Origin of the sequence: Streptomyces sp. NPDC056580, from assembly GCF_042793175.1 — a bacterium.
Classification (GTDB): Bacteria; Actinomycetota; Actinomycetes; order Streptomycetales; family Streptomycetaceae; genus Streptomyces.
In genome coordinates this window covers 1-20053 of the sequence record NZ_JBHTVE010000008.1, presented here as the reverse complement: position 1 = coordinate 20053, position 20053 = coordinate 1, and the positions used below count along the sequence as shown (strand labels likewise).

General features: G+C 72.8%; 19 protein-coding genes. 8 read left to right on the top strand and 11 right to left on the bottom strand.

The features are described from left to right. Window positions 1–320: 320 nt before the first annotated feature. Both leuE and ACFQ9Z_RS18830 read right to left on the bottom strand, forming a co-directional pair. Window positions 321–971 (bottom strand): leucine efflux protein LeuE, encoded by a 651-nt coding sequence (gene leuE, locus ACFQ9Z_RS18835; RefSeq protein WP_383018538.1) that lies wholly within the window; start codon window positions 969–971, stop codon window positions 321–323. A gap of 67 nt (window positions 972–1038) precedes the next feature. Then, window positions 1039–2619, bottom strand: coding sequence for a methylmalonyl-CoA mutase (locus ACFQ9Z_RS18830; protein WP_383018535.1), 1581 nt, complete (start codon window positions 2617–2619; stop codon window positions 1039–1041). An 82-nt stretch (window positions 2620–2701) separates the two neighbouring features. Between ACFQ9Z_RS18830 and ACFQ9Z_RS18825 the strand changes: the two genes are divergently transcribed. Beyond that, window positions 2702–3586 carry a L,D-transpeptidase family protein gene (locus tag ACFQ9Z_RS18825; RefSeq protein WP_383018532.1) on the top strand — a complete coding sequence of 295 codons (885 nt, stop codon included), beginning with the start codon at window positions 2702–2704 and terminating at the stop codon, window positions 3584–3586. Between the two features lie 190 nt (window positions 3587–3776). Here the strand turns inward: ACFQ9Z_RS18825 and ACFQ9Z_RS18820 are convergent, their stop codons facing one another. The 5 genes from ACFQ9Z_RS18820 to ACFQ9Z_RS18800 form a co-directional block, all read right to left on the bottom strand. Next, window positions 3777–4937 (bottom strand): hypothetical protein, encoded by a 1161-nt coding sequence (locus ACFQ9Z_RS18820; RefSeq protein ID WP_383018529.1) that lies wholly within the window; start codon window positions 4935–4937, stop codon window positions 3777–3779. Further along, window positions 4937–5599, bottom strand: coding sequence for an RNA polymerase sigma factor (locus ACFQ9Z_RS18815; protein ID WP_383018526.1), 663 nt, complete (start codon window positions 5597–5599; stop codon window positions 4937–4939). Before ACFQ9Z_RS18815 ends, ACFQ9Z_RS18820 begins: the two co-directional genes overlap by 1 nt. Window positions 5600–5879: 280 nt before the next feature. Then, a complete protein-coding gene (locus tag ACFQ9Z_RS18810) occupies window positions 5880–6713 on the bottom strand; it encodes a hypothetical protein (RefSeq protein ID WP_383018523.1) in 834 nt (277 codons plus the stop codon). A gap of 121 nt (window positions 6714–6834) precedes the next feature. After that, window positions 6835–7467 (bottom strand): RNA polymerase sigma factor, encoded by a 633-nt coding sequence (locus tag ACFQ9Z_RS18805; protein ID WP_383018521.1) that lies wholly within the window; start codon window positions 7465–7467, stop codon window positions 6835–6837. 116 nt (window positions 7468–7583) lie between these two features. Then, complete coding sequence (locus tag ACFQ9Z_RS18800; protein ID WP_383018519.1) at window positions 7584–8078, bottom strand: hypothetical protein; 495 nt, start codon at window positions 8076–8078, stop codon at window positions 7584–7586. Window positions 8079–8307: 229 nt separating this feature from the next. Here ACFQ9Z_RS18800 and ACFQ9Z_RS18795 point away from each other — a divergent pair, with 229 nt between their 5' ends. Continuing rightward, entirely contained in the window at window positions 8308–11007 is a 2700-nt protein-coding gene (locus ACFQ9Z_RS18795; protein ID WP_383018516.1) for an N-acetylmuramoyl-L-alanine amidase, read from the top strand. A gap of 105 nt (window positions 11008–11112) precedes the next feature. On the opposite strand, the gene ACFQ9Z_RS18790 is transcribed toward ACFQ9Z_RS18795, so the two are convergent. The 4 genes from ACFQ9Z_RS18790 to ACFQ9Z_RS18775 all read right to left on the bottom strand — a co-directional run bounded on the left by ACFQ9Z_RS18790 (window position 11113) and on the right by ACFQ9Z_RS18775 (window position 14878). After that, on the bottom strand, window positions 11113–11505 hold the full coding sequence (locus ACFQ9Z_RS18790) for a hypothetical protein (protein ID WP_383018513.1): 393 nt from the start codon (window positions 11503–11505) through the stop codon (window positions 11113–11115). A gap of 354 nt (window positions 11506–11859) precedes the next feature. After that, window positions 11860–12417 carry a hypothetical protein gene (locus ACFQ9Z_RS18785; RefSeq protein WP_383018510.1) on the bottom strand — a complete coding sequence of 186 codons (558 nt, stop codon included), beginning with the start codon at window positions 12415–12417 and terminating at the stop codon, window positions 11860–11862. A gap of 91 nt (window positions 12418–12508) precedes the next feature. Then, window positions 12509–13180, bottom strand: coding sequence for a DUF4328 domain-containing protein (locus tag ACFQ9Z_RS18780; RefSeq protein ID WP_383018508.1), 672 nt, complete (start codon window positions 13178–13180; stop codon window positions 12509–12511). A gap of 72 nt (window positions 13181–13252) precedes the next feature. Then, complete coding sequence (locus tag ACFQ9Z_RS18775; protein WP_383018505.1) at window positions 13253–14878, bottom strand: glycoside hydrolase family 20 protein; 1626 nt, start codon at window positions 14876–14878, stop codon at window positions 13253–13255. Window positions 14879–15032: 154 nt separating this feature from the next. On the opposite strand from ACFQ9Z_RS18775, the gene ACFQ9Z_RS18770 reads away from it, so the two are divergent. The 6 genes from ACFQ9Z_RS18770 to ACFQ9Z_RS18745 all read left to right on the top strand — a co-directional run bounded on the left by ACFQ9Z_RS18770 (window position 15033) and on the right by ACFQ9Z_RS18745 (window position 19920). Next, window positions 15033–15605, top strand: a complete 573-nt coding sequence (locus ACFQ9Z_RS18770) for a 2-oxo-4-hydroxy-4-carboxy-5-ureidoimidazoline decarboxylase (RefSeq protein ID WP_383018502.1) — start codon at window positions 15033–15035, stop codon at window positions 15603–15605. 188 nt (window positions 15606–15793) lie between these two features. Further along, window positions 15794–16174, top strand: coding sequence for a succinate dehydrogenase, cytochrome b556 subunit (gene sdhC / locus ACFQ9Z_RS18765; RefSeq protein WP_383018499.1), 381 nt, complete (start codon window positions 15794–15796; stop codon window positions 16172–16174). Between the two features lie 5 nt (window positions 16175–16179). After that, window positions 16180–16662: a succinate dehydrogenase hydrophobic membrane anchor subunit gene (locus ACFQ9Z_RS18760; protein WP_383018496.1), complete on the top strand. Its 483-nt coding sequence runs from the start codon at window positions 16180–16182 to the stop codon at window positions 16660–16662. A 19-nt stretch (window positions 16663–16681) separates the two neighbouring features. Beyond that, entirely contained in the window at window positions 16682–18436 is a 1755-nt protein-coding gene (sdhA, locus tag ACFQ9Z_RS18755; protein WP_383018493.1) for a succinate dehydrogenase flavoprotein subunit, read from the top strand. Further along, window positions 18436–19215: a succinate dehydrogenase iron-sulfur subunit gene (locus tag ACFQ9Z_RS18750; RefSeq protein WP_383018490.1), complete on the top strand. Its 780-nt coding sequence runs from the start codon at window positions 18436–18438 to the stop codon at window positions 19213–19215. Before sdhA ends, ACFQ9Z_RS18750 begins: the two co-directional genes overlap by 1 nt. 150 nt (window positions 19216–19365) lie before the next feature. Further along, window positions 19366–19920: a hypothetical protein gene (locus tag ACFQ9Z_RS18745; RefSeq protein WP_383018487.1), complete on the top strand. Its 555-nt coding sequence runs from the start codon at window positions 19366–19368 to the stop codon at window positions 19918–19920. Window positions 19921–20053: the final 133 nt, after the last annotated feature.

Below are 20053 nucleotides of genomic sequence, written 5' to 3'. Positions count from 1 at the left end.
CACAGGATTGCGCAGGCATCTCACAGGCTTTCGCAGGGATCTCACAGACTGCCTGTCGAGGGAGTGCCCCGCCCCGATGAAAGGGCCGGAGTTCCCTCTCCCGGCACGGCAGGGCAGCCGCCCCGGTGACGCCCGGGCCCTCGGCGCCGGCGCCCGCGGTGCCGGCCGCCTGCCGCGGCGACCGGGCCCGCCGGGTCGCCGTCGACCTGCTGCCGCCCGTCCTCACCCGGGCGAACCGCAAGGCGCGCGCCGCCGGAAGGTGACCGGCCGTCCGGCCCCGGCGCCCTCCGGGGCCGCCCGGACGGCGGGCAGGCCCGCCCTTAGGCGCTGGCCAGCGACAGCTTGACCGCGAAGCCGAGGAACAGCGCGCCCGCCGCCGAAGTGGCCGTGGCCGACAGCCGCTTGCGGCGGCGGAAGGCGGCGGCGAGACGGGTGCCGCCGAATATCAGCGCGCTCAGATAGAGGAAGCTGGCCGCCTGCGCGAACGCGCCGAGGACGACGAAGGAGAGGGCCGGGTAGGCGTAGCCCGGGTCCACGAACTGCACGAAGAAGGCGACGAAGAACAGGATCGCCTTGGGGTTGAAGAGGCTGACCACCAGGGCGCGGCGGAAGGGCCGCTCCTCGGCCGCGACGGCGGGGGCGGCGTCCTCGGCGGCCTGCTCCCGCCGGGTCCGCCACATCTGCCACGCGGACCGCATCATCCCGATCGCCAGCCAGGTCAGATAGCCGGCGCCGGCGTACTTCACGATGCCGAACAGCACGGCGTTGGCCTGCAGCAGCGAGGCCACACCGGCGGCGGACAGCGTCATCAGCACGGTGTCCCCGCACCACACGCCGGCGGCGGCGGTGTAACCGGACCGGACGCCGCGCCGGGCGGCGACGGAGAGGACGTAGAGCGAGTTGGGACCGGGCAGCAGGACGATGAGGACGAGTCCTGCCAGGTAGGTGGGGAGATCGATGACGCCGAACATGGAAAGGAGTGTCGCACGCGGGTACGACAGTGCGGCCGGGGATTTCGGAGGCCGAGACCGGCCGGGATCAGAACGCGTCCGAGGGCACGTGGCTCCCCCAGACCGACCGGAGGGCGTCGCACACCTCGCCCACCGTCGCCCGCGCCCGCAGCGCCTCCTTCATCGGGTAAAGGACGTTGTCCTCGCCCGCCGCGGCCTTCTTCAGCGCGGTCAGCGCCGCGTCCACCGCGCCGCCGTCCCGCTCGGCCCGCAGCCGGGCCAGCCGCTCCGCCTGCCGGGCCTCGATGGCCGGGTCCACGCGCAGCGGCTCGTACGGCTCCTCCTCGTCGAGCCGGAAGCGGTTCAGGCCGACCACCACGCGCTCACCGGAGTCGGTCTCCTGGGCGATGCGGTAGGCGTTCCGCTCGATCTCGGCCTTCTGGAAGCCCCGTTCGATGGCCGCCTCGGCACCGCCCAGGTCCTCCACCCGGCGCATCAGGTCCAGCGCGGCCGCCTCCACGTCGTCGGTCATCCGCTCCACCGCGTAGGAGCCGGCGAAGGGGTCGACCGTCGCCGTCACGTCGGTCTCGTGCGCCAGCACCTGCTGGGTGCGCAGGGCCAGGCGCGCGCTCTTGTCCGTCGGCAGCGCGATCGCCTCGTCGAAGGAGTTGGTGTGCAGGGACTGGGTGCCGCCGAGGACGGCGCCGAGGGCCTGCACCGCGACCCGGACCAGGTTCACCTCCGGCTGCTGGGCCGTGAGCTGGACGCCCGCCGTCTGGGTGTGGAAGCGCAGCATCATGGACTTCGGGTCGCGCGCGCCGAAGTCCTCCCGCATGACCCGCGCCCAGATCCGGCGCGCCGCACGGAACTTGGCGACCTCCTCCAGCAGCGTCGTGCGGGCCACGAAGAAGAAGGACAGGCGGGGCGCGAAGTCGTCCACGTCCATGCCCGCCGCCACGGCCGTGCGGACGTACTCGATGCCGTCCGCGAGCGTGAAGGCGATCTCCTGCGCGGGCGAGGCGCCCGCCTCGGCCATGTGGTAGCCGGAGATGGAGATGGTGTTCCACCGGGGGATCTCGGCGCCGCAGTACTTGAAGATGTCCGCCGTCAGGCGCAGTGAGGGCTTCGGCGGGAAGATGTACGTCCCGCGCGCGATGTACTCCTTCAGTACGTCGTTCTGCACGGTGCCGGTCAGCCGGTCCGCCGGTACGCCCTGCTCCTCCGCCACGAGCTGGTAGAGCAGCAGCAGGAGGGCCGCCGGGGCGTTGATCGTCATCGACGTGGAGACCTGGTCCAGCGGGATGCCGTCGAACAGCACCCGCATGTCCTCGATCGAGTCGATGGCCACGCCGACCTTGCCGACCTCGCCGTGCGCGAGGGGCGCGTCGGAGTCGTGGCCCATCTGGGTGGGCAGGTCGAAGGCGACGGAGAGGCCGGTGGTGCCGTGGGCGATGAGCTGCCGGTAGCGGGCGTTGGACTCCGCCGCCGTGCCGAACCCGGCGTACTGGCGCATGGTCCAGGGGCGGCCGGTGTACATCGTCGGGTACACCCCGCGCGTGTAGGGGTATCCGCCCGGTTCGCCGAGCTTCCCGGCCGGGTCCCAGCCGGCCAGGTCGCCGGGTCCGTAGACCGGCTCGATCGGCAGTCCCGACTCCGACTCACGTGCCATGGATGCCTCCGCAGTACGTTTCCGACACCACCTCACCATGCCCCGTAGTTCGGCGGCGGTCACGCGGGGAAGCATCTCCGGCATGAGGATCCCGGGGAGATCTGCCGCCGTGCTCGCCGCACTCGTCTCGACCGCCGCCCTCGCCGTGCTCAGCGGCTGCACCGTGCAGCCCGGGGACGCCGACGGCAAGCACCACCTGCCGGTGCGCATCCAGCTTCCGTCCAGCCACGCTCCCGCCGTCACCCGGTCGGCCGCGTCCGGCGGGCAGGCCCCGTCCGGCGGGCAGGCCTCGCCGGCCTCCTCGGCTCCCGCCACAAGGAGCGCCGGGCCCGCGCCCCGGGTGCTGTGGTCGCGCGGCGACAGCGGTAGCGGGGTGCGCGAACTGCAGGCACGGCTGCGCCAGACCGACTGGCTGTTCGACGGGCCGACCGGGACGTACGACGATCTCACCGAGCGGGCCGTCAGCGGCTTCCAGGGCAAGCGCGGGCTGCCGCGGACCGGCGAGCTGGACACCGTCACCTGGCAGCGGCTGCTGGCCATGACCCACCGGCCGGGCAAGTGGGAGCTGTACCTGATGGGCGGTCAGCCGGCCGACGCGCCCGACCCGCGCTGTCTGACCGGGCGGGTGCTGTGCATCAGCAAGACCAGCCGGACCCTGCGCTGGATGGTCGACGGGCGCACGCTCCAGACGATGTCCGTCCGGTTCGGCAGCCAGTACACCCCGACCCGCGAGGGCGTGTTCCACGTCTACTGGAAGTCGCGGCACCATGTGTCGACGCTCTACGACTCCCCCATGCCGTACGCGCTGTTCTTCAGCGGCGGCCAGGCGGTGCACTACTCCTACGACTTCGCGGCCCGGGGCTACGCCGGCGGCTCGCACGGATGCGTCAACGTGCGGGACGAGGCGGCGATCGCCGCGCTCTTCGCCCAGGCGAGGGTGGGCGACAAGGTCGTCGTCCACTGGTGAGGGATTCGGGGCGCGGGCGGGACCGGGGGAACGTGCCCCGCCCGCGCCATATGCACGAGCCGTAGGTACGGGGGGAACCCCGGCTCAGTGCGACGGCCGATGACCAGTCGGCTCACTCAGTACTGCGTCGCGGGGGCCAGAAACGTCACACATCTCGCGAGAAAAGTTTCGCGGATGACAGAACCGCAGGTCAGAGGGTGGAGCCCGTGGGGCTCGGCGAGGCGGCGGGACCGGAGCCGGGCCGGCCGGGGGCCAGAGGCGTGCCGGTGGACGCGGAGGGGGTCACCACCACGCCGCGGTGGCCGCCGGCATGCCCGTGCCCTCGGCCGTCCTCGTCGCCGCCCTGGCCGTTCTCGTCACCGTTGCCGGTGCCGCCCTTGCCCTTGCCCTTGCCCTTGCCGTTCCCGTTGCCCTTGCCGTTGCCGTTGCCGTTCGCCTGGCCGCCGTTCTCCCCGTTGCCCGAGTCGTCACCCGAACCGTTGCCGGCCTTGTCGTCCCCGCCGGAGGAGGTACGGCCCGCCAGGACGGACTCGCAGTACTTGGCGACCCGCGCGGCGCCGCCCGCCAGGCCCTCCAGGGCCCGCTTGCGGCTGTTGCCCAGCTCCTTGCCGTCGCGGATGTCACGGCAGGCCGAACTGGCGTCCCGCCACCAGCTTCCGCCGGTCCCGCCGGGGCCGCCCTGGCCGGTGCCGTCGGTGGCGCCGGCCGAGGGCGCGCCGCCGGCGGACGCACCGGGGCCGCCGCCGGGGGTGCCCGTGCCGTCGCCGGGGCCCAGCGGCGCCCGCGCGGAGGGCGAGACGCGCGGCCGTCCGTGCGTCTCGTCCGCGGAGACGGAGGCGGCGGGAGCCGGGCGGTCCTGCTGGAACGGGATGGGCAGCACTCCGCTGCCGGCGGCCACGGCGACCCCGCCGAGCGTGCCGGCGGCAACCGCCGCGGCGAGCGTCAGCCGGACCGGCCGGGCCCAGCGCGGGCGCCGGGAGCGGCTTCCGGAACGAGCCGGGGCGCCGATGCGCGCCCGGCCTTCGCGGGTGCCGCCCGCGAGCGGCGCGGCGCCCCTGCCGGGGCCGCCGTCGGCGAAGGCCGCGGCGGTGCGCTCGGCCTCAGCGGCCTCGCGGACCTTGCGGAACGCGGCCAACGCGGCTTCCTCGCCCCGCAGTTCGCCGCTCGCGTCGGGGGCCGGGACGGAGAGTGCGCTCAGCGTTTCGGCGAGCCGTTCGGCCTGGTCACGGGCCGCGGGGTCGAGGAACTCGAGCGACTCGCCGCGCAGCAGACGTTCCGCCGTTTCCCCGGTGAGCCAGTCGCCCAGGGCCCGGTGGTCCTCCCCCGGGGAATCAGAGCGCTCGTCGGCCATCACATGTCCTTCTGCGTCCGCGGACGCGTATGCGTCACAGTGGCGGACGTCACCGCGCCGGCACGCGGTTCTCGCTGGGGCGGCAGCGCGTCGAGCGCACCCGCCGATTCCGGATCGGCGCCGAGCAGTTCCGCGAGCCGTTTCAGACCCCGGTGCGCGGCGGTTCGTACGGCGCCCGCGCGCTTGCCGAGCGTCTCGGCGGCGGACTTGGCGTCGAGGCCCATCACCACGCGCAGGACGACCGCTTCGGCCTGGTCCTGCGGGAGGCGCGCGATGAGCGAGAGGGTGCTGTCGGTGGCCAGGGCCTCCAGTGCCTCGCCGGCCGTGTCGGAGTCGGCGGCCCGGCCGGTCAGCTCCGTCTCGTCGCCGCCGATGGCGGGGCGGCGGCCGCGCATCCGTATGTGGTCCAGCGCCCGGTTGCGGGCGATGCGGGCGGCCCAGCCGCGGAAGCGGTCGGCGTCGCCGCTGAACCGGTCGAGGTCCCGGGATATCTGCAGCCACGCCTCGGAGGCCACGTCCTCCGCGTCCGGATCGCCGACCAGCGTGCGTACGTAACCCAGCAGTCTCGGCTGCACCGCGCGGTACACCGTCCGGAACGCGGTCTCGTCCCCGTCCTGTGCCGCACGCACCGCGGCGGTCAGCTCCGCGTCGTCCCCCAGCACCGCACTCCCTTTACGCCATGTCTTCGGTCCGGCGCGAATGGCACGTTACGGCGTGAAACCTCTGCTCGTCCATGTCTGTAGAAGATGCAACTAACTCGTGACACGTCGGGGAGCGACGGGGTGTGACAGAAAACGCACTCTTGGCGCTGAAGGAAGTACGGGCCGCCGCGCGGTCCGTGAAGCGCGACGGCCGGGGCCTCTCCTGTGGGGGGTGGCGGCCCCGGCCGTTGCCCTGGCCCCCGGAACCTCGCCCGGGTGGGGCCCCTTCTCCTGGCTCGGCCTACTTGGGGCCGGCCGCCTTCTTGCCCGTGCTGCCGCCGTTGCGCGCGCTGTTGTCCGCGCCGTTACCCGTGCCGTTGTTCGCGCCGGTGTCCGCGCCGTTGTTCGCGCCGTTGTTCGCGCCGTTGTTCGCGCCGTTGTCCGGGTGGCTCGTCCGCGCGGGGGAGGGCGTCCGCGCCGGGCTCGCGAGCTGCGCCGCGCAGTAGTCGGCGACGCCGTCCTCGCCGCCCGCGGCGAGGACGAGCCGCTGCCAGGCCGTGGAGTCCAGCGCCTTGCCCCGGCCCCGGACCTGCTCGTAGGCGCGGCAGTGGGCGCGCGTGTCCTGGGCGTTCGCGGGGTGGCCCGGGCGGGCCGAGGGGGCCGCGGACACGGTGCCGTCCGGCGCGGCGGTCCGGTGGCGGGCCGTCGTGCCCGCCGTGTTCTGCGCGCTCACCGGCGGCCGCGTACGGCGCGGACCGGTGCCGCCGTCGTCGTGCCCGGCGAGCCCGGGAGAGCCCATCGCCGCGAAGGCGACGCCGCCCAGCGTGAGACTGGCGAGGACCACGGAGAGCGTGGTCCGCAGCGAGAGCCTCGCGCGGTGCGGCCGGCCGGGCCGCCAGTCGTCCCGGCGCCTGGTCCGCGCCCGCCGCCCGGAGTCCCGGGCGGTGCGGAAGGCGGCGACGGCGCGCCGCTCCGCCTCGGGGTCGAGGCCGTCCGCGCCGTCCCCGCGGAGGGCGGCGGCGATGCGGGCCTCGAACCCGGTGTCCGGACCGGCCGTCGCGGAGCCGAGGACGGTGCCACCCGGGTGCCCGCGCCGGCGGGCGGGCAGCCCCTCGCCGCTCAGCCGTTCACCCATGCCTGTTCCCGTCCCTGGTGCGGCCCGCCCGGCCCGCCGGACCGCCCGGGGAGCCTCGTGCCACTGCTGTTGCCGATGGTGCCGCTTCTACCTGATCCATACGGACGTGGGCCGCCGCCGTTCATTTCGACTCCCCCAGCGTCCGGGGGCCGCCATCCGTCACACCCTCGTCCGCGCCCGGACCGCCCAGTTGACGGGCGAGCCGCTTGAGCCCGCGGTAAGCGGCGGTGCGGACCGCGCCGGGGCGCTTGCCGAGCACCCGTGCCACGGAGGGGCCGTCGAGGCCGACGACGACCCGGAGCAGCACGGCCTCGGCCTGGTCGCGGGGCAGGGTGCGGACCAGTTCCAGGGCCCGCTGGGTGGAGATGGACTCCAGCGCCTGGTCGTGCGTGCTGTGCGGTCCGGGCAGGTCCAGCACGTCCTGTTCGAGCACCGCGGCCGTCCGGGGCCGTACCCGCTGTCTGCGCAGGTGGTCCAGTGCCCGGTGGCGGGCGATGGTGGCGGTCCAGCCGCGGAACCCGGCGCCGTCGCCCTTGAACCGTCCGAGGTCGCGGGCTATCTCGAGCCAGGCGTCGGAGGCCACGTCCTCGGCGTCCTCGCCGACCAGGCCGCGCAGATAGCCGAGCAGGCCCGGCTGCACGATCCGGTACGCCACCGCGAACGCGGTCTCGTCCCCGTCCTGGGCCCGCGCGACGGCAGCGCCCAGTTCCCCGTCGTACGCCTGTACGCGGCGGGGTTCGCCTCCCTGGCCCAAGAACCGTCCGTCCTCGTCCGTACCGGGCCCGGTCCGTCCCCGCGCCCCTAGGTGATCAGCGCCGCAGCTCACAGTTTTGTCACAGCGCCGCGCCCGCCGACGCGGGACGACGGCGTTCAGTGCGCCGGCGGTACCGGGTCGACGCAGTCCACGAGCACCGCACGGTGGACCGTGTCGACGAGGAAGGAACCGCTGCAGCGCCCCTGCGACACGGACCGGTCGAGCCGGTCGCTCCGTCGCCATCCGGCCCCGCGGGGAAGGAACTCCACGATCTCCTCGGGCAGCCCCTCCGGGGCCGCCGCGACCGGGTTCGGCCCCAGGTCCCGCACGACCCGGGCGAAGGCCCCGGACGCGAGCACGACGACGCCGGTGAGCCGTACGTCCGTCGGCCCGGGCACGCGGGCGTCGCCGGCGCCGAGGACCACACCGCACCAGTGCGCCCGCTCCGGCTTCCCGAAGACCGGGAAGCGCTTCTCAAGCGGCGCGCGGTCGGTACGCACCGAACACCGGCCGGAGGCGTTCGCGCCGTCGTCCGGCGAGGCGCACGAGGTGAGCGGGGCGAGCGAGGCGAACGCCGCCAGGCCCGCGGCGAGTACGCGTGTGTGTCCCACTGCCGACCGCCCGGTCCCCTCGTCGATGCCGGGCCCGTCGTGCCACCGGGTGGCCGGGCGTCCGTCCGTCCGTGCCGACCGTACCGCGGGGGCCGTGGCGCGACCGGCCCTTCCACGGCGGGCGGTTCGGGCGCCGGGGCGGGTGACGTTCCGCGGTGTCCCCGCGCTGAGAGGGTGTCACCTGTGTGACAGGTGAGGTCACCGTGTTCATTTTCTAGGGGTGGGACAGTTGAGTCCTCGCAGGACCCATGCGTACAGACCGCTCAGTCTCAAGCGCCGGGCGTGGCTGACGCTCGGCGCCGTGGTGCTGGGCGGTGCCGGGGCCGTCACCTACGCGGTCGCGGACCCGGGTGCGCACGACGACGGCAAAGGCGCGGGCCGCGGGCCGTCCGTGCACACAGTGAAACTGGCGGACCAGGGCAGGGGCCGCCGGGGGCTCGGCAAGCAGGACACCGCGCGGTTCAGCGCCGCCCTGCTCACCTGGGACAACGAGCGGGCCGAGCTGAAGGGCACCCCGGAGCTGCGCTACCGCTCGCGGGAGACCGGTCAGTGGTCGGACTGGGCGAAGCTGCCCGACGACCCGTTCTCCGCAGACGGGGCCGAGGGCGCGCGAGCCAAGGCGCGCGGCGGCACCGGGTCCATGTGGACGGGTGACGCGGACGGCGTCGCGGTCCGGGTGGTGAACGCCGACGGCACCACGACGTCCGGGCTCCCGGCCGGGATGGACGTCAAGCTGCTCGACCCGGGTACGGACCCGGCGGGCAGCCCGCAGCCGGCCGCGTTCGCCGCGGACACCACCACGTCACCGGAGCCGTCCGACCCGGCGTCGTCCGACCCGGCGTCACCGGCGGACTCCCCCGCCCCCAGCGACTCGGTCACGGCCCCGGAGACGGCCTCGCCCTCGCCCTCGGTGTCCGACTCGAGCGGCGCGTCCGCCTCGCCGTCGGTCTCCGACTCCGTATCGCCGTCCCCGTCGAGCACGGTCCCGGCGCCGCGCCCCTCCACGGTGGTCAAGCCGCCGGTCATCACCCAGGCCGAGTGGGGCGCGTCCACCGACTACGACGGCACGCCGAGCTACGGCACGGAGATCAAGGCCGCCGTCATCCACCACACCGGCGTCGACAGCGACAACACGGTGTCCTGCGCCGACTCGCGGGCCCGGATGCGTACGATCCAGCAGGAGCACTTCTCCCGCGGCTACTTCGACATCGGCTACAACTTCGTCGTCGACCGCTGCGGCCAGATCTTCGAGGGCCGCAGCGGCGGCATGGACCTGCCGGTGGTGGGCGCGCACGACATCGGGTTCAACACGAACACGGTCGGCATCTCCTACATCGGCAACTACATGACCGCGAAGCCGTCCCGGGCCGCGCTGGACTCGATCGCGCGGATCGTGGCGTGGAAGTTCGGCATGTACGGCGTCGACCCGACCGGCAAGGTGACGCTGACCTCCGGCAGCCCCAAGGGCCAGGACGGCAACCTGGTCGACAAGGGCCAGGCCGTCACCCTGCCCCGGGTCTTCGGGCACCGGGACACCAACGCCACCGCCTGCCCCGGCGACAACCTCTACAAGAAGCTGTCCCTGATCGCCACGCTCGCCAAGACCCCGGGCGTCTCGCACGCGCTGCCCACCTCCGACCGGGACCGGGACGGTCTGCCCGACCTGGCCGCGGGCACCCCGAAGGCGAACTCGGTGACGGTCGTGCCGGGCGGGGTGGACGGGCCGGTCTCCGCGAAGAAGCTCACCCTCACCCAGAACAGCCCGGGCGTCCCCGGCAGTTCGGAGTCCGGTGACAGCTTCGGCGCCTCGACCGCCTGGGGCGACGTCAACGGCGACGGCTACGCCGACCTCGCGATCGGCGTGCCCGGCGAGGACGACACCAGCGGCCACGCCGACCGTGGCGCGGTCACCGTCATGTACGGACCCGGCCTGAACTCCGGCTTCTCCTACACCACGTCGGGCAGCGTCACGGCGACCGGCGCCAAGCTCGGCTCCGCCGTCGCCGTCGGCGACTTCAACGCCGACGGCAAGGCCGACGTGTTCTCGGCCGGCGCCGGCAAGGGCGGCAACTGGAACGTGCGGCTGACCGGCGGCGCCACCAGCTCCGGCACGCTGACCACCGCCACCGGCTCCGTCGCCTACCTGGACGCGGCGACCGGCGACTTCAACCGGGACGGCTACGCCGACGTCGCGCTCAACTACCGAGACGCGGGCGGCATCGGCCGTGTCGTGCGGTTCGCGGGCTCGGCGACGGGCCTGACCAAGGCCGGCGTCATCTCGGTCAGGGGCGGCCGGTCGATCGCCGCCGGCGACGTGAACGGCAACAGCTACGACGACATCGTCATCGGCCAGCCGTACGCGAGCGAGTCCGGGGGCAAGTCGGGCGGCCAGGTCACCCTGGTGCCGGGCTCCTCGACCGGGTTCACCACCACCGGCATGGTCACGGTCCACCAGGACACCGCGGGCGTCCCCGGCGCCAACGAGTCCGGCGACGCGATGGGCGCCTCCGTCTCGGTCGGCGACTACGACGCCGACGGCTACCCGGACGTGCTGACCGGCCTGCCCGGCGAGGACATCACACGCGGCGGCGTCAACCGGGCCGACGCGGGCTCGGCTCTGCTCATCAAGGGCGGCGCCTTCGGCCTGACCGGCTCCGGCGCGGTCGCGGTGTCGCAGGACACCTCCGGCGTTCCCGACAGCACCGAGAGCGGCGACAAGGTCGGCTCGTCGGTGTCCCTGGCCGACCTGTCCGGGTACGGCCGCGCCGACCTGACGCTCGGTGTGGCGGGCGAGGACAGCGGCAACGGCATCCTGATGTACCTGCCGAGCAACAGCTCCGGTCTCGGCTACGGCCAGACGGTCGTCCTCGGCAGGACGGCGCTGGGCACCCCGGCGGGCGCCGGGCTGGGCGTGACGATCACCCCCTGACACCCGCGCGCGGCACCGGCCGGGACTCCGCCACGCGGCGGGTCCCGGCCGGTGCGCGTCCGGGGCCGGTCCGTGCCGCCGGGCCTCCGGTACCGGGCGCCGGTGTCAGCCGGCCGGTGCGCTCGTGGCGTCCCGGCACAGCAGGCGCAGCGAGCCGTGGCCGGCATAGGCGCGGCGGGCCTCGTCGATGGGGTCCCACAGCCGGCCGTCGGGCGTGCGGACCCAGTACTCGCCGCCGGACGACCACCACTCGGCGCCGGTCCGGCGGACGACGACCTCGCCGGCGTAGGCGCCGAAGCCGCGCAACGCGTGCTCGACCGCCGCGTACGGCGGCCCCTCGCGGCGGATGCCGTCGATCATCCGGTCCAGCCGCCACAGGCTCTGCACCGAGTAGTCGAGCCTGAGCCGCGCGCCCTCACGCATGGCGGCCACCGTGTCCGCGGCCCAGCGTGCGGGCTTGGCCGCGGCGTGCGGCCGGGTCTCCTGCTGTGCTGTCACGTAGTGCGCTGTCACATAGGGAAGAGCGGGCCGCCCACGGCATCCGTCACAGCGATCCGGCCGGTCCCCGCAACCGGCGCAGGACCACCCCACCACCGCCCCAGGACGGACACAGCACTCCCCCAGGCACGAGGTTTGCGACCCGCATGCCCGGAATGGGCGGACCGGCGCGGCCCACGGGGGCGCCGGCCGGCATCGTGCGGCCGGGGCGGGACGGCCGGTCCCCGGGACCGGACGGCGGGACGGCGGGACGGCGGGACGGCGGGACGGCGGGACGGCGGGACGGCGGGACGATCGGCCCCGGGCGGGACGGAAGCCGGGGCCGGCCGGGCGGTCCCAAGCGGGACTGGATCGTCAGCCGCGGCTGCGGGCCCGGCGGGAGACCACCGCGCTGAGCACCCGGCGGCCCTCGACGGAGACGTCCAGAGCCCGGCGCAGGCCGTTCGCACCGTGTTCGGCGAGGAGTTCCAGGACGACGGTCTGGCGGCGCAGTTCCGCGGCGACGAGCGGGGGCAGGCCCTCCACGTCGCCGGTGCGGCCGGCCTCGACGTCGCCGGCGCCGTCCGCGCCGTCGGCCGCCGGGTCGAGGAGCCGGTGGACGCGCAGGGAGGCGACGGAGCAGGCGTCCGCCCAGGCCCGTAGCGCCTCGGTGGTGCGCTCGGCCGGGGCCTCGTCCAGCATGCGGTGGGCGAGCCGGGCGGCCTCGTCCTCGTCGGATTCCTCCGGTCCCAGCGCGCCGCGCGCCTTCTCCAGGCCCACGCCCCAGTCCGAGCCCTCGGCGACGCTGGCCCACAGCGGGCGCAGCACCTCGTCGTCGCCGCCCAGCAGGGGCACACAGCGATCCAAACAAGCCAGACCGCTCACGGCCAGCCCCCGCTCGCCGGCCTGCGCGATCAGTTCCACCAGGCTCATGGAAGCCTCCCTCGCCAGGGCGCCGCTTATACGGAGCCCACACTTCCCCTTACTGCGTGCAACGGGCCGAGGGTGTCACAGTCGAAGGTTTTCAGCCAAGAGCCGGGACGAAGGCGGGTCCCGCGAGGATCCTCTCCTGCTGCATGCGGGTCAGCCGCAGGACGAGCCGGGCCGCGAGGACGGCGGCCACGATGTCGACGGCGTCCGCGGCCATCACCTGCAGCGCGGCGTTGCGGAACTCGGGGGTCGTGACCGCCGAGTCGTAGAGGTCCGCCATGAGCCAGCCCACGCCCGTGGAGACGAGCCAGAGCGCCCACCAGAGGTTGACCAGCGCGTGGCGCGGGGGCGCGCCGTGGGGGCCGCTGGAGTCCCAGACGTCCAGGACGACGCGCCGGGGGAACCAGAAGTTCGCCAGCGGCACCACCCAGCCGGCGATCACCCACGCCCGCGCCTTGCTGTGCCCGTCCGGGCGGAACACCTCGGCGTTGACCCGCGCCCGGTACAGCCAGACCAGGAACACCGCCGCGCAGACCAGCCAGGTCACCGTCTGGAGCACTCCGGCCGCCGCGTACAGGTGGTCAGCGCGCACCGCGCGGGGGGAGGGCGTGGCGCCGATGCCGGTGCCCGCCGCCAGGTCGCCGGCCTCGCGGTAGACGTGGTAACCGGCTACGACGGCGAGCAGGTCGGTGACGGCGACCAGCGCCAGCAGCGCGCAGGCGAGCCGCCCGAGCGTGCGCGGTGGGCGCAAGCGCGTACCGGACATGACATATCCCCCCGAGGTGTCCTCCGCGTGCCTTGCGCACGGCACGCGGAAGATACCGTGCCCGGCGGGCGCTCAGCCCAGCCGGTCCGCCAGGGCCCTGAACTCGGCCCAGGTCAGCGCCGGCTTCCCCGGGTCCCAGAGCTTCTGCACGGTGGCCCTGAGCGGCATCCGGATTCCCGCGGCGACCTGCGCCTCCGTCTGGGCGCCCGGGATGTCGCTCCACACGGCGAACGAGCCGCCGGGGATCTGCCCGTCGTAGCTGGACGGGACGGCGGTGGTGCCGCGCAGCACGAGCGGATTCCACTGCTCGTAGATCCGCTGCCCGGTCGGGTAGACGAAGGTCTGCGGCTGGCCGAGGACGTAGTACATGAACTCGTCGTTGTAGTTGAGGACCTTGCGGCCGTCGCGCAGGTACTCCACCGGCTGCCGGGCGCCGATCTCCTTGCCGGTCCAGTAGGCGACCTGGAGGTCCTTGGCGGGCTGCACGGAGGTGTTCCGGAAGAAGCCGTCGTTCCAGGCCCGCATGGTGCGGTGGTGGGCGCGCACGGTGGCCGCGCGGTCGTTGAGCCAGCCGGTGGCGAGGTCGGCGACGGTCGCCCCGGAGCCGTACTTCTGCCGGGCCGCGGCCGCGAGCTGCGGGTAGGAGGCCTGCGGGTCCGACACCGTCAGCGCCTGGTACTCGTCGCCGCCGAGGTGCCACTGGTTGCCCGGGAAGACCCCGGCGTACTCGTTGAGCAGGTCGTCGACGATCTTCGCGGAGCCGGGCTTGGAGATGTCGATCGCGCCGCGGGTGGCGACGCCGTTCGCGTTGCGCAGTTGCAGGTCGGGGTGGGCGGCTATGACCGCGCCGAGGTGGCCGGGCGAGTCGATCTCGGGCACCACGGTGATGTGCCGGCTGTTCGCCAGGTCCACGATCCGCTTGACCTGCGCCTTGGTCAGATGGTCCTTGGAGACGATCTCGGGGTGGCTGCCGGACTCGATCCGGAAGGCCTGGTCGTCGGAGAAGTGCAGCCCCAGCTCGTTGAACTTCAGGTCGCCCAGCTCGCGTATCCGGTCCTCGATCCAGGACGCGCTGTACGGCTTGCGGGCGATGTCCAGGTTGAAGCCGCGCACCGGCTTGGCGGGCTGGTCGCGCACGACGCCCTCCGGCGCCGCGCCGCCGCCGTGGACCTCCTGCTTGAGGGTGCGGGTGCCGTAGAAGACACCGGCCTCGGCCGGCCCGCTTATGTCGACCCGGCCGTCGCGGACGGTCATGGTGTACGACTCCGGGTTGCCGCCGCCGCTGCCGCGCGTGAGCCGGACGTCCCCGGCCCGCTTGTCGTTCTTCTCCCCCGCGTACGTCAGGCCCAGCTCACCGGCGGTCAGCCGGCCCTCGTCGGCCAGCGACGGGTCGCCGATCACCAGCCGGTCGCCCTTCGCCGGGCGCCAGCCGGGGCCGTGCGCGGCGGTGTGCGATCTGACCGCGGGTATGGTCTGCGGCGCCTGGGAGAGCGGATAGGAGCGGCTGGGCGACGGACTGCTCGGCGCCCGGCCCGACGGGGCCTGCGCCACGTCCTCCGCCGGTCTTCCGCCGCTGTCCGCCGAGGCCCACACGCCGACGCCCACACCGAGCGCGACGGTCCCCGCGAAAGCCGCGGCCACCGCCGCCCGCTTCCGCCTCACCTGCTGCGCCGACGCCCGGCGCCTGTGCTGGGTCACTCAGCCAACGTACGACCGATCGGCCCGCGACCCGTCATCGAGGCGTTCCGAAACTCTTCCGTACGGGTGAAATTCAGATACCCGTCGGACACACTGTGACCACTCTCGATAACGTAGTGACACAGCCTTCACAAGATCCCCTGCCACACCACATGTGACGCGAGGTCCCACGCTGCCTGCGCATCGTCTCCCGTACCTCCCCACGCCGCTGGACGCCTTCAACGCCGCCCCCGCCGACGAGGCGGGCGCGATGCTGCTGCGCTGCCTGCGCGATCCGCGCTGGTCCGGGCGGGTCGCCGAGCACCGCCCCTACCCCGACCTGGACGCCCTGCTGGCCGCGTCGGACGAGGCGGTCTACGACCTGTCCGCGGCCGAACTCGCCGGGGCGCTGGCGGGCGAGCCGCTGCCCGAGCTGCCGGCGGACACCTACTCGGCGGCGCACATGGCGCTGAGCGCGGCACACGCGGCCTACGAGGCGAGATTCGGACACACGTTCGTCATCTATCTCGGAGACACTCCGGAGTACGAGGTCATCGACCGCATCCTCGAGGGCATCCGGTCACGATTGGCGAACGATCCGGAAGAGGAACGCGTCATCGCGGCGGAGGAGCTGCGGCGCCTGGCCAAGCACCGGCTGGCGACGTACCTGGCGCGCCCGGCGCCGGGCGCGCCCGCGGGCCCGCCGACCGGCGCGACCAGCCACAACACGCCCGCTTCCGGGATATGAACGCACCTTCCACCCGAATGCCGCACCCCTAGCCCGTCCGGTGCCACTTTGATCACACAAGTAGGCCCCCCGTAAGCCACGCCGCGGCGCATGGATACGATGCTGAGGGCCGGTGGACCGTACCCGGCCGGGCCCGACCGACCGTGAAGCCGGCGCGGCCCTAGTCCCCGCTCCCGGAGGGTTCTTCCGTGCCGGCTGGAACGCTGTACCGCGGACGGGAAGGAATGTGGTCCTGGGTGGCTCACCGAGTCACCGGCGTCCTCATCTTCTTCTTCCTGTTCGTGCATGTGCTGGACACCGCACTCGTCCGTGTCTCCCCCGAGGCCTACGACAAGGTCGTGGCGACGTACAAGACGCCGATCGTCGCGCTGCTGGAGTACGGCCTCGTCGCCGCCATCCTGTTCCACGCGCTCAACGGCCTGCGCGTCATCGCCGTCGACTTCTGGTCGAAGGGCCCGCGCTACCAGAAGCAGATGTTCTGGACCGTGATGGGCGTCTGGATCGTCCTGATGGCCGGCGCGATCTACCCGGTCCTCGGCCACGCCGCTCGTGCCCTGTTCGGGAGCTGACACTCATGTCCACGACTGAAACCCCCGCGTCCGGAGTCGGCCCCGTCGAGAGCACCCCGGTGTACTCCGTCGACAACCCGGCCCCCCTGATCGAGGCGCCGCGCAAGCGCACCAAGAAGTCCCCCAAGTCCACCCGGGGCAACTTCGAGCTGGCCGCCTGGCTGTTCATGCGCCTGTCCGGCGTCGTGCTCGTCGTCCTCGTGATCGGCCACCTGCTGATCCAGCTCGTGCTGGACGGCGGTGTCTCCAAGATCGGCTTCGCCTTCGTGGCCGGCCGCTGGGCCTCACCCTGGTGGCAGGTCTGGGACCTGCTGATGCTGTGGCTGGCGATGCTGCACGGCGCCAACGGCCTGCGCACGGTCATCAACGACTACGCCGAGCGGCCTGCCTCTCGCATGTGGCTGAAGGCCCTGCTGTACACCGCGACGGTGTGGACCATCGTGCTGGGCACGCTGGTGATCTTCACCTTCGACCCGAACATCCGCTAGGCACGGGGCTGCGAGAATCATGAAGATCCACAAGTACGACACAGTCATCGTCGGCGCCGGCGGCGCCGGCATGCGCGCGGCCATCGAGTCGACGAAGCGCAGCCGCACCGCCGTGCTGACCAAGCTCTACCCCACCCGCTCCCACACGGGCGCCGCGCAGGGCGGCATGGCCGCCGCGCTGGCCAACGTGGAGGAGGACAACTGGGAGTGGCACACCTTCGACACCGTCAAGGGCGGTGACTACCTGGTCGACCAGGACGCCGCCGAGATCCTGGCGAAGGAGGCCATCGACGCCGTCCTCGACCTGGAGAAGATGGGCCTGCCGTTCAACCGGACGCCCGACGGGACGATCGACCAGCGCCGCTTCGGCGGCCACTCCCGCAACCACGGCGAGGCCCCGGTCCGCCGGTCCTGCTACGCCGCGGACCGCACCGGCCACATGATCCTCCAGACGCTGTACCAGAACTGCGTCAAGGAGGGCGTGGAGTTCTTCAACGAGTTCTACGTCCTGGACCAGCTGATCACCGAGGTCGACGGCGTCAAGAAGTCGGCCGGCGTCGTCGCCTACGAGCTGGCGACCGGCGAGATCCACATCTTCCAGGCGAAGGCCGTCATCTACGCCTCCGGCGGCTGCGGCAAGTTCTTCAAGGTGACCTCCAACGCGCACACCCTCACCGGTGACGGCCAGGCCGCCGTCTACCGCCGGGGCCTGCCGCTGGAGGACATGGAGTTCTTCCAGTTCCACCCGACCGGCATCTGGCGCATGGGCATCCTGCTGACGGAGGGCGCCCGCGGTGAGGGCGGCATTCTCCGCAACAAGGACGGCGAGCGCTTCATGGAGAAGTACGCGCCGGTCATGAAGGACCTCGCGTCCCGTGACGTCGTCTCCCGCTCCATCTACACGGAGATCCGTGAGGGCCGCGGCTGCGGTCCCGAGGGCGACCACGTCTACCTGGACCTCACGCACCTCCCGCCGGAGCAGCTCGACGCCAAGCTGCCGGACATCACCGAGTTCGCGCGGACCTACCTCGGCATCGAGCCCTACACGGACCCGATCCCGATCCAGCCGACCGCGCACTACGCGATGGGCGGCATCCCCACCAACGTCGAGGGTGAGGTCCTGGCGGACAACACCACCGTCGTCCCGGGTCTGTACGCGGCCGGCGAGGTCGCCTGCGTGTCGGTGCACGGCGCCAACCGCCTGGGCACCAACTCGCTGCTGGACATCAACGTCTTCGGCCGCCGCGCGGGCATCGCCGCCGCCGAGTACTCCCACAAGGCGGACTTCGTCGAGCTGCCGGAGAACCCGGAGTCGTTCGTCGTCGAGCAGCTCGAGCGGCTGCGCAACTCCACCGGCAACGAGCGGGTGGCCACCATCCGCCGCGAGCTGCAGGAGACCATGGACGCCAACGTCATGGTGTTCCGCACCGAGCAGACGATCAAGACGGCCGTCGAGAAGATCGCCGAGCTGCGCGAGCGCTACAAGAACGTGGCGATCCAGGACAAGGGCAAGCGGTTCAACACCGACCTCCTCGAGGCGATCGAGCTGGGCAACCTGCTCGAACTGGCCGAGGTCATGGCGGTCTCGGCCCTCGCCCGCAAGGAGTCCCGCGGCGGTCACTACCGCGAGGACTACCCGAACCGCGACGACGTCAACTTCATGCGGCACACGATGGCGTACCGCGAGGTCGGCGCGGACGGCTCGGAAACCGTCCGTCTCGACTACAAGCCGGTCGTCCAGACCCGCTACCAGCCGATGGAGCGTAAGTACTGATGGCTACCCCTGTTCTGGACAAGGCGGACGCGGCCGGCCAGCCCGAGCCCGGCTTCGCCGACTCCCCCTACATCACCGTCACCTTCCGGATCCGCCGCTTCAACCCGGAGGTCTCGGCCGAGGCGACCTGGGAAGACTTCCAGCTGGAGATCGACCCCAAGGAGCGCGTCCTCGACGGTCTGCACAAGATCAAGTGGGACATCGACGGCACCCTGACCTTCCGCCGTTCCTGCGCCCACGGCATCTGCGGCTCCGACGCCATGCGGATCAACGGCAAGAACCGCCTGGCGTGCAAGACGCTGATCAAGGACATCAACCCCGAGAAGCCGATCACGGTCGAGCCCATAAAGGGCCTCACGGTCCTGAAGGACCTGGTCGTGGACATGGAGCCGTTCTTCCAGGCGTACCGGGACGTCATGCCGTTCCTGATCACCAAGGAGACGAACGAGCCGACGCGCGAGCGTCTGCAGTCCGCCGAGGACCGCGCGCGCTTCGACGACACCACCAAGTGCATCCTCTGCGCCGCGTGCACGTCGTCCTGCCCGGTGTTCTGGAACGACGGCCAGTACTTCGGCCCGGCCGCGATCGTGAACGCCCACCGTTTCATCTTCGACAGCCGTGACGAGGCGGGCGAGCAGCGCCTGGAGATCCTCAACGACCGCGACGGCGTGTGGCGCTGCCGCACGACCTTCAACTGCACGGACGCCTGCCCGCGCGGTATCGAGGTCACCAAGGCGATCCAGGAAGTGAAGCGCGCGCTGATCACGCGTCGCTACTGAGTCCCCTCCGCGTCCCGCGAGTCGGGCCCCGTTTCCGGTCATGCGCCGGAGGCGGGGCCCTTCGCCGTTCCGGGGGCGGCCGGCGGCGGGGGCGGCGGATGGCAGGATGATCACTCGATCCGACGAAGCGGCCATCAGGGGGACGCCAGCATGACCGAGCCGAATCCGCAGACCGGCGCGAACCACAAGTGGGGCCCGGGGCACCCTCCGGCGGCGTCCGCGCCGCCCTCGGGCGTCACCGCGCACCCCCCGGCCGGGCCCGGCTACGGCTACCCGGCGCCCGCGCCGCAGCCCGGGTACGGGTTCCCGCAGCAGCCGGCCGCTCCGGGCGGGCCGGCCGCTCCCGTGCCCATGGGCGGCGCCGTACTGCTGTCGATCGGCGACATCATGGTGACGGGCGATCAGATCGTCACCCCGGCCGGACGAGTGCCGCTGCGCGGCGCGGTCTGGAACGCCACCGACATGTCGCACACCGAGGAGCGGATCCCGTCGCACGCCATCGTCCTCGCCGTGGTCTTCTTCCTGTTCTGCCTGCTCGGCCTGCTCTTCCTGCTGATGAAGGAGAAGCGGACCACGGGCTACATCCAGGTCACCGTGACCAGCGCGGGCCGGCACCACGCCACGATGGTCCCGGCGCGGGGTCCGGCCACCTTCCCGGCCGTCATGGGGCAGATCAACTACGCCCGGTCGCTGAGCAGCATGTAGGCGCCTCTCGCGGCCCCGTGAGAAGCCCCGCCGGACGTGGGCGGATTCCAGTGGTCGTCGCAACACGTGATCACTGACGTGTGGCGGCGAGCAGTTTAGACAGACGCTCGGCTGGGGTTTCCCAGCCGAGCGT